The organism is Micromonospora sp. B006 (genome assembly GCF_003408515.1).
GTDB lineage: Bacteria > Actinomycetota > Actinomycetes > Mycobacteriales > Micromonosporaceae > Micromonospora > Micromonospora echinospora_A.
This window is the reverse complement of the sequence record NZ_CP030865.1, coordinates 1503729-1517991: the sequence shown is the minus strand read 5'-3', so window position 1 is coordinate 1517991 and position 14263 is coordinate 1503729. Positions and strand designations below refer to the sequence as shown.

Annotated in this window: 13 protein-coding genes; 3 read left to right on the top strand and 10 right to left on the bottom strand. The window is 72.1% G+C overall.

Annotation, left to right across the window (positions count from 1 at the left end; translation table 11 throughout):
• Positions 1 to 23 precede the first annotated feature (23 nt).
• From MicB006_RS07330 to MicB006_RS07310, 5 genes are all read right to left on the bottom strand, one after another.
• Positions 24 to 3692 (bottom strand): SpoIIE family protein phosphatase, encoded by a 3669-nt coding sequence (locus tag MicB006_RS07330; RefSeq protein ID WP_116504759.1) that lies wholly within the window; start codon positions 3690 to 3692, stop codon positions 24 to 26.
• Between the two features lie 206 nt (positions 3693 to 3898).
• Positions 3899 to 4618, bottom strand: a complete 720-nt coding sequence (locus tag MicB006_RS07325; RefSeq protein WP_116504757.1) for a gamma-glutamyl-gamma-aminobutyrate hydrolase family protein — start codon at positions 4616 to 4618, stop codon at positions 3899 to 3901.
• A complete protein-coding gene (locus MicB006_RS07320; RefSeq protein ID WP_116511234.1) occupies positions 4615 to 5382 on the bottom strand; it encodes a 3-oxoacyl-ACP reductase in 768 nt (255 codons plus the stop codon). Before MicB006_RS07320 ends, MicB006_RS07325 begins: the two co-directional genes overlap by 4 nt.
• Before the next feature lie 5 nt (positions 5383 to 5387).
• Complete coding sequence (locus tag MicB006_RS07315; RefSeq protein WP_370013467.1) at positions 5388 to 6734, bottom strand: aldehyde dehydrogenase; 1347 nt, start codon at positions 6732 to 6734, stop codon at positions 5388 to 5390.
• Between the two features lie 116 nt (positions 6735 to 6850).
• Positions 6851 to 8215, bottom strand: coding sequence for a glutamine synthetase family protein (locus MicB006_RS07310; RefSeq protein ID WP_116504754.1), 1365 nt, complete (start codon positions 8213 to 8215; stop codon positions 6851 to 6853).
• 86 nt (positions 8216 to 8301) lie between these two features.
• On the opposite strand from MicB006_RS07310, the gene MicB006_RS07305 reads away from it, so the two are divergent.
• On the top strand, positions 8302 to 9480 hold the full coding sequence (locus MicB006_RS07305) for a sorbosone dehydrogenase family protein (RefSeq protein WP_116504752.1): 1179 nt from the start codon (positions 8302 to 8304) through the stop codon (positions 9478 to 9480).
• Positions 9481 to 9510: 30 nt separating this feature from the next.
• Here the strand turns inward: MicB006_RS07305 and MicB006_RS07300 are convergent, their stop codons facing one another.
• On the bottom strand, positions 9511 to 9759 hold the full coding sequence (locus MicB006_RS07300) for a flavin reductase (protein ID WP_116504750.1): 249 nt from the start codon (positions 9757 to 9759) through the stop codon (positions 9511 to 9513).
• Positions 9759 to 10052, bottom strand: coding sequence for a hypothetical protein (locus MicB006_RS07295; RefSeq protein WP_225980672.1), 294 nt, complete (start codon positions 10050 to 10052; stop codon positions 9759 to 9761). The genes MicB006_RS07300 and MicB006_RS07295 overlap by 1 nt, the downstream gene beginning before the upstream one ends.
• A 407-nt stretch (positions 10053 to 10459) precedes the next feature.
• On the opposite strand from MicB006_RS07295, the gene MicB006_RS07290 reads away from it, so the two are divergent.
• Both MicB006_RS07290 and MicB006_RS07285 read left to right on the top strand, forming a co-directional pair.
• Positions 10460 to 11260 carry a helix-turn-helix transcriptional regulator gene (locus MicB006_RS07290; protein ID WP_116504747.1) on the top strand — a complete coding sequence of 267 codons (801 nt, stop codon included), beginning with the start codon at positions 10460 to 10462 and terminating at the stop codon, positions 11258 to 11260.
• Positions 11251 to 11445: a DUF397 domain-containing protein gene (locus tag MicB006_RS07285; RefSeq protein ID WP_116504745.1), complete on the top strand. Its 195-nt coding sequence runs from the start codon at positions 11251 to 11253 to the stop codon at positions 11443 to 11445. The genes MicB006_RS07290 and MicB006_RS07285 overlap by 10 nt, the downstream gene beginning before the upstream one ends.
• A 40-nt stretch (positions 11446 to 11485) precedes the next feature.
• On the opposite strand, the gene MicB006_RS07280 is transcribed toward MicB006_RS07285, so the two are convergent.
• From MicB006_RS07280 to MicB006_RS07270, 3 genes are all read right to left on the bottom strand, one after another.
• The gene (locus tag MicB006_RS07280) at positions 11486 to 11863 is read right to left on the bottom strand and encodes a nuclear transport factor 2 family protein (RefSeq protein WP_116504743.1); all 378 of its coding nucleotides are present in this window, start codon (positions 11861 to 11863) and stop codon (positions 11486 to 11488) included.
• A gap of 29 nt (positions 11864 to 11892) precedes the next feature.
• Entirely contained in the window at positions 11893 to 13467 is a 1575-nt protein-coding gene (locus tag MicB006_RS07275; RefSeq protein ID WP_116504741.1) for an amino acid permease, read from the bottom strand.
• A gap of 262 nt (positions 13468 to 13729) precedes the next feature.
• Positions 13730 to 14230 (bottom strand): DUF456 domain-containing protein, encoded by a 501-nt coding sequence (locus tag MicB006_RS07270; protein WP_116504739.1) that lies wholly within the window; start codon positions 14228 to 14230, stop codon positions 13730 to 13732.
• Positions 14231 to 14263 lie beyond the last annotated feature (33 nt).

Genomic DNA, 14263 nt, shown 5'->3' with positions numbered 1-14263 from the left:
GCAACCGGCCCGGGGCGGTCGGATCAGTTCGGGTCACTCAGCCGGCGGCGCAGCGTCAACTCGGTGCCCGTCTCGGTACGGGTCACGTTCATCTCCCCCAGCGCCTGGATCAGCGCCAGCCCGCGCCCCCGGAAGCTCGACCCGCTCGACTCCCGCCAGCGCCCGGTGTCCCGGACGGTCGCGGTGACCGTACGGTCGGCGATCGTCACCTCGACCTCGATGGTCGGGTCGACCGGGTCGACCGGGTGCTCTATGGCGTTCGCCGCCGCCTCGGAGACCGCCACGGTCAGGTCGAACAGGTCGGTCTCGCCGACCTGGTGGGCGACGAGGAAGTCCTCCAGCCGCTTGCGCAGCACGCTGAGCCGGGTCGGGTCGGCGGGCAGGCGCAGCGCGAACCGGTTCAGCTCGGTCGCCTCCAGCGCGAGTACGGCCACGTCGTCGTGCCGGGAGCGCTCGGCGACCCGCGCCATGACGGCGTCGACCAGGTCCGCCACATGCTGGGCGCGGGCCGTCGCGTCCGCCCGCAACTGGCCCAGCCCGGCGTCGATGCCCGCGGACCGGTCCTCGATCAGGCCGTCGGTGTAGAGCAGAAGGCGGTTGCCCGGGGCGAGTTCCCCCTCGGCGGCCGGGTAGACGGTGCCGGGGATCGCCCCGATCGGCGGTCCGAGGGCCCGATCGTGCAGGAACGCCACGTCGTCTCCTCGGATCAGCAGGGGTGAGGGATGACCCGCGCTGGCGTACCGGATGCGGCCGGTGCGCGGGGAGAAGCCGAGGCAGACGACGGTGGCGAAGGAGCCGCTGCCGGCGGAGTGGACCAGCCGGTTGAGGCGGGTCAGCGCCTCGCCCGGGTCGTAGCCCTCCAGGACGTACGCCCGCAGCGCGTTGCGGAGCTGGCCCATCGCGGCGGCGGCCCGCACGCCCTTGCCCACCACGTCGCCGATGACCAGCACCAGGTCGTCGTCGGCGGTGGCCATCACGTCGTACCAGTCGCCGCCGACCTCCACGTCGGCGCTGCCGGGAAGGTAGCGGCTGGCCACCACCGCGCCGGGCAGCTGCGGCAGCGTACGCGGCAGCAGGCTGTGCTGGAGCGTGGTGGCGATGTGGTGCTCGGCCTCGTAGAGCTGGGCGTTCTCCAGCCGTACGCCGACGAGCCGGGCCAGTTCGGTCAGCGCCGCCTGCTCGGTGCCGCCCCCCTCGCGCCGCCACACCAGCAGCTCGCCGAGCTGCTCGCCGGACGTGCCGGTGAGCGGCAGCGCCACCGACGGGTCGGCGGGCAGGGCGCCGCCGGCGTCCTCCTCGTGGCGGGCCCCGGTGGTCGTGACGCGGACCCGTCCGGCTTCGGCCAGGCGCAGCGCGTGCCGGGCGGCCACCCGTACCACGTCGGCGGTGGATCGGGCGGTGTTGATCTCCACGGCGGCGTCGGCGAGCGCCCGCAGCCGGCGGATGATCTGCCCGCGCAACTGTCCCAGCTCGACGTTGGCCCGGACCCGGGCCACCAGTTCCTGGCTGGAGAAGGGCTTGGTCAGATAGTCGTCGGCGCCCGCGGACAGGCCGGCGACCTCCTCGGCGGCGCCGGCCCGGGCGGAGAGCAGCACGATCGGCACGTACCTGGTGGCCGGTTTGGCGCGCAGCGCGGCGACCAGCCCGAAGCCGTCCAGCCGGGGCATCATCACGTCCGTCAGCACCAGGTCGAACGGGGTCTCGACGGCCAGCCGCAGCGCCTCCGCGCCGTCCGGCACGGCCACCACCTCGTACGCCGGGGAGAGCAGCCGGACGACGTGCTCGCGCAGGTCGGCGTTGTCGTCGGCGAACAGGATCCGGCCCGCGCCGCCCGGCGTGCCGTTCGGCTCGGGCAACCCGACGGGCCGGGCCACCTCGTCGGTCCAGAGCGCCGTCTCGGCGACGTAGAGGCGGGCCTGCTCCGGCTCGGTCAGCGGCACCGGCGAGAGGGCGGACACCCGGTCGGCGGGCAGGTGCGCGTACCCGAACGGCATGGTCACGGTGAACGTGGTGCCCCGGTCGACGACGCTGTGCGCGGTGACAGTGCCGCCCTGCATCTCGACCAGCTCGCGGACCAGGGCCAGGCCGATGCCGGTGCCTTCGTGGGTACGCGAGCGGGCGCCGGCGACCCGGTGGAACCGCTCGAAGACCTGCGGCAGCTCCTCCGGCGCGATGCCGACGCCGGTGTCGCTCACCTCCAGGACGGCGGCGCCGTCGGCGGCACGCGTCCGGACCCGGATCTCGCCGTCGAAGGTGAACTTGAGCGCGTTCGACACCAGGTTGAGGACGATCTTCTCCCACATGTCCCGGTCTACGTAGACCGGGGCGGGCAGCGGCGGGCAGTCCACCACCAGGTCCAGGCCGGCCCGCTCGGTGGCCGAGCGGAACGTGCTGGCCAGCCGGGAGGTGTAGTCGGACAGGTCGGTGGGCTGGTAGCGGGCGGCCAGCCGGCCGGACTCCAGCCGGGAGAAGTCGAGCACCGTGTTGACCAGCTTGAGCAGGCGCAGCCCGTTGCGGTGCATGACCGTCAGCCGGTCGAGGTACCCCCCGGGCAGCTCCCGGTCCGCGAGCAACTCCTCCAGCGGTCCGAGGACCAGCGTCAACGGGGTACGGAACTCGTGGCTGACGTTGGCGAAGAAGTTGGTCTTGGCGCGGTCGAGCGCGGCCAGCTCGGCGGCGCGGGCGCGTTCCTGCTCGTACGCCCGCTGCTTGCCCACGGCCCGGCTGACCTGCGCGGCGACCAGGTCGACGAAGTCGCGGTAGTCGTCGGTGAACGGCAGCCGGCGGGACACGCCGAGCAGCAGCACGCCGGCCGGCTCGTTGGTGGCGGTCAGCGGCAGCAGGAGCGCCTGGTCGGCGGCGTCGGGCGGCACCGCGCCGGGCAGTTCGGCGGTGGCGATCCAGCGCGGCTCGGTGAGCGGCCCGTCGTCGGCCAGTCCGGGCGGCGGGCCGGCGACGGTGGCCGGGTCCACACCCGAACAGCCGGCCGGCACCAGCGACCCGCCCTCACCCTGGAACCACAGCGCGCTGAACGGCACGTCGGCGCGGTGGGCGTCGAGCACCCGGGTGACCGCCCGGCCCAGTTCCAGCATGTCCGGCACGTCACCCAGCTCGTTGCCCAGCTCGGCGAGGGCGCGCAGCCGGCGTTCGCCGAGCACCCGGCCGGTGGTCTCGTTGACGAAGCAGAACACGCCGCCGACGGTGCCGTCGGCGCCGCGGATCGGGTCGTACGAGATGTCGAAGTAGACGTCCTCGAGGAAGCCGTGCCGGTTGAGCACGAAGGGATGGTTCTCGCCCCGGTAGGCCACGCCGGTGCGGCGCACCCCGTCCAGCAGCGGGCCGAGCACGTCCCAGGTCTCCGCCCAGTACCGCCGCGCGGACTGGCCGATCACGGCCGGGTGCTTCTCGCCGATCGTCGGCCGGTAGGCGTCGTTGTAGAAGGCGAGGTGTTCCTCACCCCAGAAGATGACGATCTGGGCGCGGGACGACAGCATCGTGCTGACCGCGTGGGAGAGCGCGGCGGGCCAGCGCTCCGGGCTGCCGAGGGAGGTCGTGGACCAGTCGAAGCCGTGCAGCCGCTCGCCCATCTCGCCGCCCGCGGCGAACGCCGCGGACAGCAGCGGCGGTAGTGACGCCTCGCCGGCCGCCGGGGACGAACGACGGTCGTCCCCGCCCCCCAGGGCCGAGCCCATGCAGCCTCCCGCTCCGGCCATGATCACAACGGTCGGCGTGCTCCGCCGACTGCCCCGCCTACTACCCCGACGGACGAGCAACGTAACGCACCCGCACCGTTCGACGCTGGTTACCTCCGCCTCATCCTGGCGTAACAGACGTGCCGGGGCGACTCGGGCGGTCCCGCCGGGGGCGACGAGGGGCCGCCGATCCAGCTTTTCCCCACCTATGAAACGTCGGTGTGTGATCTGGCCGACATCGCGGCCCGGACCAGCGCGGCCACCGGCCGCGGGTCCGGCTCGTTCTCCGGATGCCACTGCACCCCGAGCACGAAGCGCCGCGCCGGATCCTCCACCGCCTCGATCACCCCGTCGTCGGCCCAGCCGGTGACCGCCAGGCCGCCGGGGTCGGCCACCGCCTGATGGTGGTACGAGTTGACCCGGTCCACTCCGGCCATCACCTCGGCGGTCCGGCTGCCGGCGGCGAAGCGCACCGGATGCGTCCCGTACACGCCCGGCGCGGGGCGGTGCCCGTCGTGCCCGACCACGTCCGGCAGGTGCTGGTGCAGCAGGCCGCCGTACGCCACGGCGAGCAGCTGCATCCCCCGGCACACGCCCAGCACCGGCAGGTCGGCGGCGAGCGCGGCGGCCAGCAGCGTCGACTCCCCGGCGTCGCGCTCCGGCCGGCTCTCGGTACGCGGGTCCGGCGGCTGGCCGTACCGCTCCGGGCCGACGTCCGCGCCGCCGGCCAGCAGCAGCCCGTCCAGCAGCCCCAGCACGTCCGCGTCGGCGTCGTCAGGGGGCAGCACCACGGCCCGGCCGCCCGCCGCGGTGACCGACCGGACGTACGCGTGCGGCACGAGCGTCGCCGGCACGTCCCGCCACACCGCCCAGCCGGCCGGCTCGACGTACGCGGTGATGCCGATGACCGGCCGTCGCCCGTTCACAGGGGTGTCACGTACGCGCCGGTGATGCCGCCGTCGACGACGAACTGCGCGGCGGTCATGAACGAGGCGTCGTCGCTGGCGAGGAACGCCACCGCGGCGGCGATCTCGGTCGGGTCGCCGAACCGGCCCATCGGCACGTGCACCAGCCGCCGGGCGGCCCGCTCGGGGTCCTTGGCGAACAGTTCCAGCAGCAGCGGCGTGGCCACCGGACCGGGGCACAGCGCGTTGACCCGGATGCCCTCGCGGGCGAACTGCACGCCCAGCTCCCGGGTCATCGCCAGCACCCCGCCCTTGCTAGCCGTGTACGCGATCTGCGACGTCGCCGCGCCCATCAGCGCCACGAACGAGGCGGTGTTGATGATCGAGCCCTTGCCCTGCCGGCGCATGTGCGGGATGACGTACTTGCAGCACAGGTAGACGCTCGTGGTGTTGACCCGCAGCACCCGTTCCCAGGCGTCCAGGCCGGTCTCCAGGATGGAGTCGTCGTCCGGGGGCGAGATGCCGGCGTTGTGGAACGACACGTCCACCCGGCCGTGGCGCTCCACCACCCCGTCGAACAGGTCGCGGACCGCCGCCTCGTCGGCCACGTCGGCGGCCACGAAGTCCCCGTCCACCTCCTGCGCGGCCCGGGTGCCGGCGTCGGCGTCGATGTCCACGCACACCACGCGCGCGCCCTCGGCGGCGAAGCGCCGCACGGTGGCCAGCCCGATGCCGCTGCCCGCGCCGGTCACCACCGCCACCCGGTCGGAAAGCCGTCCCTGCACTGTGATCACTCCTCGGTGCCGATGAACACGTTCTTGACGTCGGTGAAGGCGTGCAGCGCGTCCGGACCCAGCTCCCGGCCCAGGCCGGAACGCTTCATCCCGCCGAACGGGGTCCAGTAGCGCACCGAGGAGTGCGAGTTGACGCTGAGGTTGCCGGCCTCGACAGCGCGGGCCACCCGCACCGCGCGCCCGACGTCCCGGGTCCAGATCGAGCCGGAGAGGCCGTACTCGGTGTCGTTGGCGAGCCGGATCGCGTCCGCCTCGTCGTCGAACGGCAGCACCGAGACGACCGGGCCGAAGACCTCCTCCCGCCAGTGCCGATCGGCCGGGGAGCCGGCGAGCAGCACCGTCGGGGCGTACCAGAAGCCGGGGCCGTCGGGGCAGGAGCCGGTGAAGGCCACGTCCGCGCCGTCGACGTACCCGGCGACCCGGTCCCGGTGCGCGGCGGAGATCAGCGGGCCCATCTCGGCCGTGTCCAGGGCCGGGTCCTCCACCCGCACCGCCCGTACGGCCGGTTCGAGCAGTTCCAGGAACCTGTCGTACACCTGGCGCTGGACCAGGATCCGGGAGCGGGCGCAGCAGTCCTGGCCGGCGTTGTCGAAGACCGCGTACGGCGCGGTGGCCGCCGCCTTCTCCAGGTCCGCGTCGGCGAACACGATGTTCGCCGACTTGCCGCCCAGTTCCAGCGTCACCCGCTTCACCTGGGCCGCGCAGCCGGCCATGATCCGGGTGCCGACCTCGGTCGAGCCGGTGAAGCAGATCTTGCGGACCGCCGGGTGGGTGACGAACCGCTCGCCGACCACGCTGCCCTGACCGGGCAGCACGGTGAACACGCCCTCGGGCAGCCCGGCGTCGCGGGCCAGCTCGGCCAGGCGCAGCGCGGTCAGCGGGGTCAGCTCGGCCGGTTTCAGCACCACCGTGTTGCCGGCGGCGAGCGCCGGGGCGAATCCCCAGCCGGCGATCGGCATCGGGAAGTTCCACGGCACGATCACGCCGACCACGCCCAGCGGTTCGTGGAACGTGACGTCGAGCCCGCCGGGCACCGGGATCTGGTGCCCGGTCAGCCGTTCCGGCGCGCCCGCGTAGTAGTCGAGCACGTCGCGGACGTTGCCCGCCTCCCAGCGCGCGTTGCCGATGGTGTGCCCGGCGTTGCGTACCTCCAGGAGAGCCAGCTCCTCGAGGTGCGCGTCGACCTGGGCGGCGAACCGCCGCAGCAGCCGCCCCCGATCCCCCGGCGCCACCCGCCGCCACGTCTCGAACGCCGCAGCCGCACGCGCAACGGCGGCATCCACGTCGTCGACGGAGCACCCCGGAACAACCCCGATCCCGGCTCCGTCAACAGGCGAGATCACCTCACCCACGCGTCCCCCTCCCCTCACCTCGGCGATCTTGCAGGTGCTGCCCCGGCAAAAGCCGCACAACACCCCGACCGGGGGCCGCAAGTGCAAGATCGGCGCGGAAACTGGGGTCAGAGGCGTTCGAAGCCACGGGTCAGCTCCCAGTCCGTCACCGCGGCGTCGAAGGCGGTCAGCTCGACCTTCGCCTGGTTGGCGTAGTGAGCGGCCACCTCGTCGCCGAACGCCGTCCGGGCCACCTCGGAGCGCTGCCACAGGTCCAGCGCGTCACGCAGCGTGGTGGGCACCCGCTCGGCGTCCGGGTCGTCGTACGCGTTGCCGGTGCACTCGTCCGCCAGCTCCAGCTCGTTCTCGATGCCGTGCACCGCCCCGGCCACCAGCGCGGCGATCGCCAGGTACGGGTTGACGTCGGCCCCCGGCACCCGGTTCTCCACCCGCATCCCCTGCCCGTGCCCGACCAGCCGCAGCGCGCAGGTGCGGTTGTCGGTGCCCCAGCGCAACGCGGTCGGCGCGAACGAGCCGGGTTGGTAGCGCTTGTAGGAGTTGATGTTCGGCGCGAAGAACAGGCTGAACTCGCGCATGGTGGCGAGCAGCCCGGCCAGCACCCGCTGCCCGGTGACGCTCAGGTGCGCCGGCCCGTCGCCCAGCATCGCCGACGAGCCGGAGGCGTCGCGCAGCGAGAAGTGGATGTGGCAGGAGTTGCCCTCCCGCTCGTTCGGCTTCGCCATGAACGTGATCGCCATCCCCTCCTGGGCGGCGATCTCCTTCGCGCCGTTCTTGTAGATGACGTGGTGGTCGGCGCAGCGCACCGCCTCGTCGTACCGGAAGGCGATCTCGTGCTGGCCGAGGTTGCACTCGCCCTTGGCGCTCTCCGGGGTGAGCCCGGCGCCGGCCATCTCGGTGCGGATGCGGCGCAGCAGCGGCTCGACCCGGGCGGTGCCGAGCAGCGAGTAGTCCACGTTGTACTGGTTGGCCGGGGTCAGGTCGCGGTAGCCGCGCCGCCACGCCTCCTCGTACGAGTCGCGGTAGAGCACGAACTCCAGTTCGGTGCCGGCGTACGCGGTCAGCCCGTGCGCGGCCAGCCGGTCGAGCTGCTTGCGCAGGATCTGCCGGGGTGAGGCGACCACCGGACCGGAGCCGTCCAGCCACTCCAGGTCGGCCAGCAGCAGCGCGGAGCCGGGCTGCCAGGGCGTCCGGCGCAGCGTGTCCAGGTCGGGGCGCATGGCGAAGTCGCCGTAGCCGCGTTCCCAGCTCGACATGGCGTACCCGTCGACGGTGTTCATGTCGACGTCCACGGCGAGCAGGTAGTTGCAGCCCTCGCTGCCGTGCGAGACCACCTGGTCGAGGAAGTAGGGCGCGTGGAACCGCTTGCCCTGCAGTCGGCCCTGCATGTCGGTGAGAGCGAGCACCACCGTGTCGATCTCACCCTCGGCGACGGCGACCCGCAACTGTTCCAGCGAGAGCGGCGTTTGCTTCATCAGGGGCCTCCATCACCAAGGTCTACTGGCAAACCGGATCACCGTCAATGCCCCGGCGGGGGCGGGTGCGAAACCGAGGAGAGCACATGCGCCGTCGTACCGTCGCGGTCGTCGCCGCCGTCCTCGCGCTCGTGCTGGCCGCCACCGACGCGCACGCCGACCGCAGTCCCGCCGACCGGCGACCCGCCGCCGGCCCGGACCGGCCGGCGACCGCCGACACGCGACCGCGTCCGGTCACGCTCGACCTGCGCGGCTTCGACGGGCGCACCGGCTGGTCCGGCTACGACCTGAGCCGCCCCCAGGTCATCGCCACCGGGCTGGAGGCGCCGTGGGGGCTGGACTTCCTGCCCGACGGCAGCGCCCTGGTCGCGCAGCGGGACCGGGGCACGATCCTGCGGGTACGCCCCGGACGCCCGGCCCGCCAGGTGGCGCGGATCGCCGACGTGGTCGCCGGTGGGGAGACGGGCCTGCTCGGGCTGGCGGTCTCCCCCACGTACCGCCGGGACCGGTGGGTCTACGCCGCCTACACCACCACGAGCGACCTGCGGATCGTCCGGTTCCGCCTCGGCTCGTCCCGCGCGCCGCGGGTGCTGGTCAGCGGCATCGCCCGCAGCTCGGTGCACGCCGGCGGCCGGATCGCGTTCGGCCCCGACGGCATGCTCTACGCCGGGATCGGCGACGCCGGGGTGGCGGCCCGCGCGCAGGACCTGACCAGCCGCAACGGCAAGATCCTGCGGATCCGCCCGGACGGCCGGGTGCCCGCGGACAACCCGTTCCCCGGCTCGCTCGTCTACAGCTACGGCCACCGCAACGTGCAGGGCCTCGCCTGGGACCGGCACGGCCGGCTGTTCGCCACCGAGTTCGGGCAGAGCACCTGGGACGAGGTGAACCGGATCGTGCCCGGCGGCAACTACGGCTGGCCGCTCGTCGAGGGCATCGCCGGCGATGCCCGGTTCCGCGACCCGGTCGTCGTCTGGCCGCCCGCCCAGGCGTCCCCGAGCGGCGCCGCGTTCACCAGGGGCACGCTCTACGTCGCCGCGCTGCGCGGCGCCCGGCTCTGGGCGGTGCCCGTCGACGCCGCCGGCCGCGTCGGCGTACCCGTGGCGGAGCTGGCCGGCACGTACGGCCGCCTGCGTACCGTCGAGGTCGCGCCGGACGGCGCACTCTGGGTCGCGACCAGCAACCGCGACGGCCGCGGCACCCCGGCGGCCGGCGACGACCGCATCCTCCGCTTCCCGCTCACCCACCGCCGCCTCACGATCTGACCCGGGGGTACGCGGACAGCCCGCGCCGCGTCAGCCACGAACCCGCGCCCAGGCCAGGAAGCGGCCGTGCAGGTCCGGCGCATGGTCCGGATTCAGCTGGGCGAGTTGTTCCCGCGCTTCGGCCATCAGCCCGCCCAGATAGAGAAGCAGCGCGGTGCGGTCCTCCCGGTACTCGACGAGCAGCGACAGCCGGGCCGGCTGGCAGGGCCACTCCGCGCCGCAGTTGCGGCACCGCCAGAGCGGGCGCATAGGCAGGTGCGGAACCACGCGCCGGCCCATCACCGCAGCCTTCGAGCGATTGCACGCGCCTCGTCGTCGCTGAGCGGAAGGAACCAGAAGAACCGCCGGACGATCTCGGGCGGTTCGGGCCCCTCGACTCGGCCACGCAGATCCCGGATCGCGCCGCGCACGAGGAACGCCATCATCCGGATGAGCGCTGCCGGATCGAGCTGATCGCGCGGAATGCGACGCAGAGTGGGACACGGCCACGGCTCCTGACAGCGCTCGCATTTCCAGTCCGGCTGGTACCCGATGTGCCCGATGGCGCTGAGGACACCGACCAGAGCCGTCACCAACGGCCCCCGTTCGCCCGCCACTCCTGCGCCCTTGTCAGACGACCTGGGCTGCCCGGGCGAACAGTGGGAAACACCCGGGTCGGCTCGCGCATCCACGCCGGCAGGTTGGTGCCGGGGTCGCGCTTCGGCAGGGTGGGCAGCTCCCGGGTACGGCACCGGAACCATCGGACACGCACATCGGCCTCCTCGTTGGTGGAGGGGGCCGCCCGGCATCGTCGGGACCGGGCGGCCCCGGGCTGGAATCCGCCCGTGCTCGCCTGCGACGAGCGGATCCGCATGCGTGACAGTCTGGTGAGGACACCGCTACGGTCGGAAGGCATCGAGCCTGGTCACGGCGCACGAGTGAAGCACCGAGCCGGCCGGCGGATGTCGAATGAAGTTCACGCACAGACTGTGGAGGAACTGTGGAGGAACCGACAGCAGAGTTGATCCGCGCGCAGCTCCGCCGACTACGGAACGTTGCCGGTCTCAATCAGGAGGAGTTTGGCCGGCTGGTCCACTACTCCCCGTCCATGGTGTCGGCCGTCGAGACCGGCAGCCGTCCGTACGACCGGCTCTTTCTGGCTCGTGCCGACGAGGTGCTGAACTCCGGCGGCCTGCTCGTGTCCCTGCTCAATATGGCCGAACGCGAGGGCTTGCCGTCCTGGCTTAGACCATGGCTCGATGCGGAACGCAACGCTCGCCAGCTCCGGTGCTTCCACCCGACTCTCATTCCAGCCCTGCTCCAGACGGAGAACTACGCCCGAGCGGTAATTCGCTGTGACGACCTACTCAGCGACGCCGACGTGGAGAGCCGCGTGGCAGCTCGGATGGATCGCCAGGAAGTCCTGCGGCAGCCATCTCCGCCCCAGCTCGTCGCTGTACTGGACGAGGGAATGCTGCACCGCCGCGAGGAGAGCTTCCGCGGCCTGATGGCTCAGCAGATCGAGCACCTGGTCGTCTGTGCCGAGCGCCCGCACATCAGTATCCACGTGCTTCCACTACAGGTCGGGCTGCACATCGGCTTGTCCGGTCCGTTCACTCTGGCGAGAGGCGCGGAGGGTGGCTGGGTCGCCAGCATGGAATGCCAGCTCACCACGAGCGTGATCGACGGCGATGCCGACGTGGCTACGCTTCAGTCGAGATGGGAGATGATCCGGAGTGAAGCTTTGCCCCGCCGGCAGTCTCTCGAGCTTCTGAAAGAGGTGGAGACGTCATGGATCTGAGCGGCGCGACCTGGCGAAAGGCGACCCGGAGCGGCAACACCGACTGCGTCGAGGTGGCTGACAACCTGACGGAAGTGGTGCTGGTACGCGACTCCAAGGACCGGGACGGCGGCACGCTCCACGTCACCCCGACGTCGTGGCGGTCGTTCGTCACACTGGCCAAGCAGATGGGGCCTGCAACCTGACCGACAAAGCCATCGCCAAGATCTCCGGACAGCCCAGCGCTCACATCGGCTGGACCCAGGCGGATCGCCACTGCGGGGACGGGTCCTGGCCGAGGGCGATCCAGTACTCCCGGCCATCGGCGATCCGCCCGTCGCGCACGGTCCAGAACGACGCCACCCGGTGCACGCCCATCCCCTCGTGCGGCACCTCCACCTCGGACACCACCGTCTCCCCGGACGCCACCACCCGCAGCACCCGGATCGACCAGCCCTCCGGGTACTCGGCGTTGACCTTCACGTAGTTCTCGCGGCCCACGATCCGCTCGGCGCTGGCCGGCCACTCCACCACCACGTCGTCAGCCAGCAGCTCGCCGACGCCGGCCCAGTCCCGGGCCTGCATGCGATCCCACAACGCGCGTACCACCGCTTCCGACTCCATCGCCGGATCATGGCAGTACCCACCGACAGCTACGACGGCTCGGCGGGCTCCGGCTCCGGTTCGGCCTGGTCGACGGTGCGGCGCGGGCCGGTGAACCACTTGCGGGCCGAGGCGTACCACCAGATCGCGACGCCGAGCAGCACGCCACCGATCGCGATCGGCGCGTAGTTGACAGCCGTCCAGCTGAAGTCGGGGTTGCCGGGCACACCCGCCGGGACGATCGGCAGCACGAAGTAGATCGAGATGACGGCGATCTCGACCACCGCGATCCAGCCGAGCAGCTTGTAGCGGCGGCCGAGCGTCCACGGACCGGGCTTGAACCGGTCGCCCATCCGCAGCCGCAGGAAGATCGGGATGATGAAGGACAGGTACAGCCCGATCACCGCCACCGACACCACCGCGTAGAACGCGACCGGGATGCCGCCGCGCTGGTAGAGCGCGGGCAGCGTGAGCACCAGCCCGGCCAGCGTCGCCCCGATGATGGCCTTGACCGGGGTGCCGTTGCGGTCGACGGTCGACCACAGCCGCCAGCCGGGCACCGCCCGGTCGCGGCTGAACGCGTACGCCATCCGCGACATCGACGTCACGCAGCTCATGCCGCAGAAGAACTGCCCGATGGTGGAGATGATGATGACGGCCTTGAAGAAGAACGGCGTCAGCGCGGTCTCGAAGATCGCCCCGGAGAAGCCGCCGGCCTCGTTGATCGCGTCCACGTCGGTGGCCGCGAACAGGAACGCGAGCAGCAGGATCCAGCCGCCCACCGCCGAGTAGAAGATCGACCGCCACAGCCCCTGCGCGGCGGCCTTGGACGCGCCGCGGGTCTCCTCGGAGACGTGCGCGCAGGCGTCGAAGCCGGTGATCGTGTACTGCGTGAGCAGGAAGCCCAGCGGCAGCACGTAGAACCAGAACGCCAGCCCGCCGGTGTCGCCGTCACCGAAGCCGGAGTTGTTGAACCGCTCGGTGAAGACGAACTGGAAGCTCTGGTGGTTGTCCGGGACCAGGACCAGGATCAGCACCACGGCTGCCGCGCCGGCCACGTGCCACCAGACCGAGACGTTCTGGAGTACGTCGATGATCCGGTGCCCGTAGATGTTGATCAGCCCGTGCAGCGCGAGGATCACCACGAACAGCCCGAACGTCTGGTGCCCGGTGCCGGCCCAGCCGTCGAACAGCGCCGACAGCGTCAGGTTGAGGAACGTGGCGCAGCCGTAGTCGACCGACGCGGTCACCGCTACCAGCCCGATCAGGTTGAGCCAGCCGGTGAACCAGCCGTGCACGGGCCGGCCCATGGTCGCCGCCCACCAGTAGATCCCGCCCGCGGTCGGGTACGCGGACACCAACTCGGCCAGGCAGAAGCCGATGATCAGGATGAACAGGGAGATCAGCGGCCAGCCCCAGGAGATCGCCACCGGGCCGCCGTTGTTCCACGCCTGGCCGAACGTGGTGAAGCAGCCGGCCAGGATCGAGATGATGGAGAACGAGATCGCGAAGTTGGAGAAGCCGCTCCACTTGCGGCGCAGCTCCTGTTTGTAGCCGAGTTCGGCGAGTCGTCGGGCGTCGTCGTCCATCGGCTGCTCGGCGGTCGGCGCGGGCGTCGTGGCCACTGCACACCTCCTCGAGGCGATCCTCGTGCGAGTGCTCGCAGTGTGCTCCCGGCCGATCAAGGTGGTCAATACGTACCCCGGTAATTGCGTTGTCGCCGGATCCCGCCGGGGGCATCATTGTGGGCGTGACCAGGCCCGACCCGACGGGCCGGCACCGGGCGCTCGGCAACGCCCGGTCCGCGGCGGCGCGCGGCGTCCACCTCTCTCTCACTGATGTACGGCGATCGGCCGTACCCTCCGGACGCCCCGCGCCGCCGCACCTCTAGACGAACAGCAACCCGGCGACCCAGAGCGCGGCGACCATCAGGCCGGCCATGAACTCCAGCAGCATCGACAGCCCGGCCGCCTTGAGCGCCTGCACGGTGGCCGGCCAGGCGAGCCGGGTGTCGCCCAGCCGCAGCCGCTCCGCGCCGAAGATCCCGCCGATGAACCCGATCGGCAGCCCGACCACCGGGATGACGAAGAAACCGACCACCCCGAGCAGACCGCCGACCAGCAGCGACGACGTGGGCACGCCGGTCCGCTTCAGGTTGCGGCCCGGCCACAGGTACTTGAGCACGGTGCCACCGGCGGCGATCACTGTGGCGGCGGCGAGCACCGCCCAGCGGCCCGGCCCGGCGCCGCCGAACAGCGCCCACACCAGTACGCCGCCCCAGCACAGCGGCAGGGCCGGCAGCCCGGGCACTACCACCCCGGCCAGCCCGGCGATGATCGCCAGCGCGGCGACCACCGACACCACGGCCTGCGAATCGGTGAGGCTCACCGTTCTCCCTTCCTCGCCTGCCGCCGCGTGAGC

Bases quoted from the DNA above. Each gene is read 5' to 3' on its own strand.
- MicB006_RS07305 (WP_116504752.1), top strand. From the start codon at position 8,302: ATGCGCCGTCGTACCGTCGCGGTCGTCGCCGCCGTCCTCGCGCTCGTG.
- MicB006_RS07285 (WP_116504745.1), top strand. From the start codon at position 11,251: ATGGATCTGAGCGGCGCGACCTGGCGAAAGGCGACCCGGAGCGGCAAC.
- MicB006_RS07280 (WP_116504743.1), bottom strand. From the start codon at position 11,863: ATGGAGTCGGAAGCGGTGGTACGCGCGTTGTGGGATCGCATGCAGGCC.
- MicB006_RS07300 (WP_116504750.1), bottom strand. From the start codon at position 9,759: ATGGGCCGGCGCGTGGTTCCGCACCTGCCTATGCGCCCGCTCTGGCGG.
- MicB006_RS07310 (WP_116504754.1), bottom strand. From the start codon at position 8,215: ATGAAGCAAACGCCGCTCTCGCTGGAACAGTTGCGGGTCGCCGTCGCC.
- MicB006_RS07330 (WP_116504759.1), bottom strand. From the start codon at position 3,692: ATGGGCTCGGCCCTGGGGGGCGGGGACGACCGTCGTTCGTCCCCGGCG.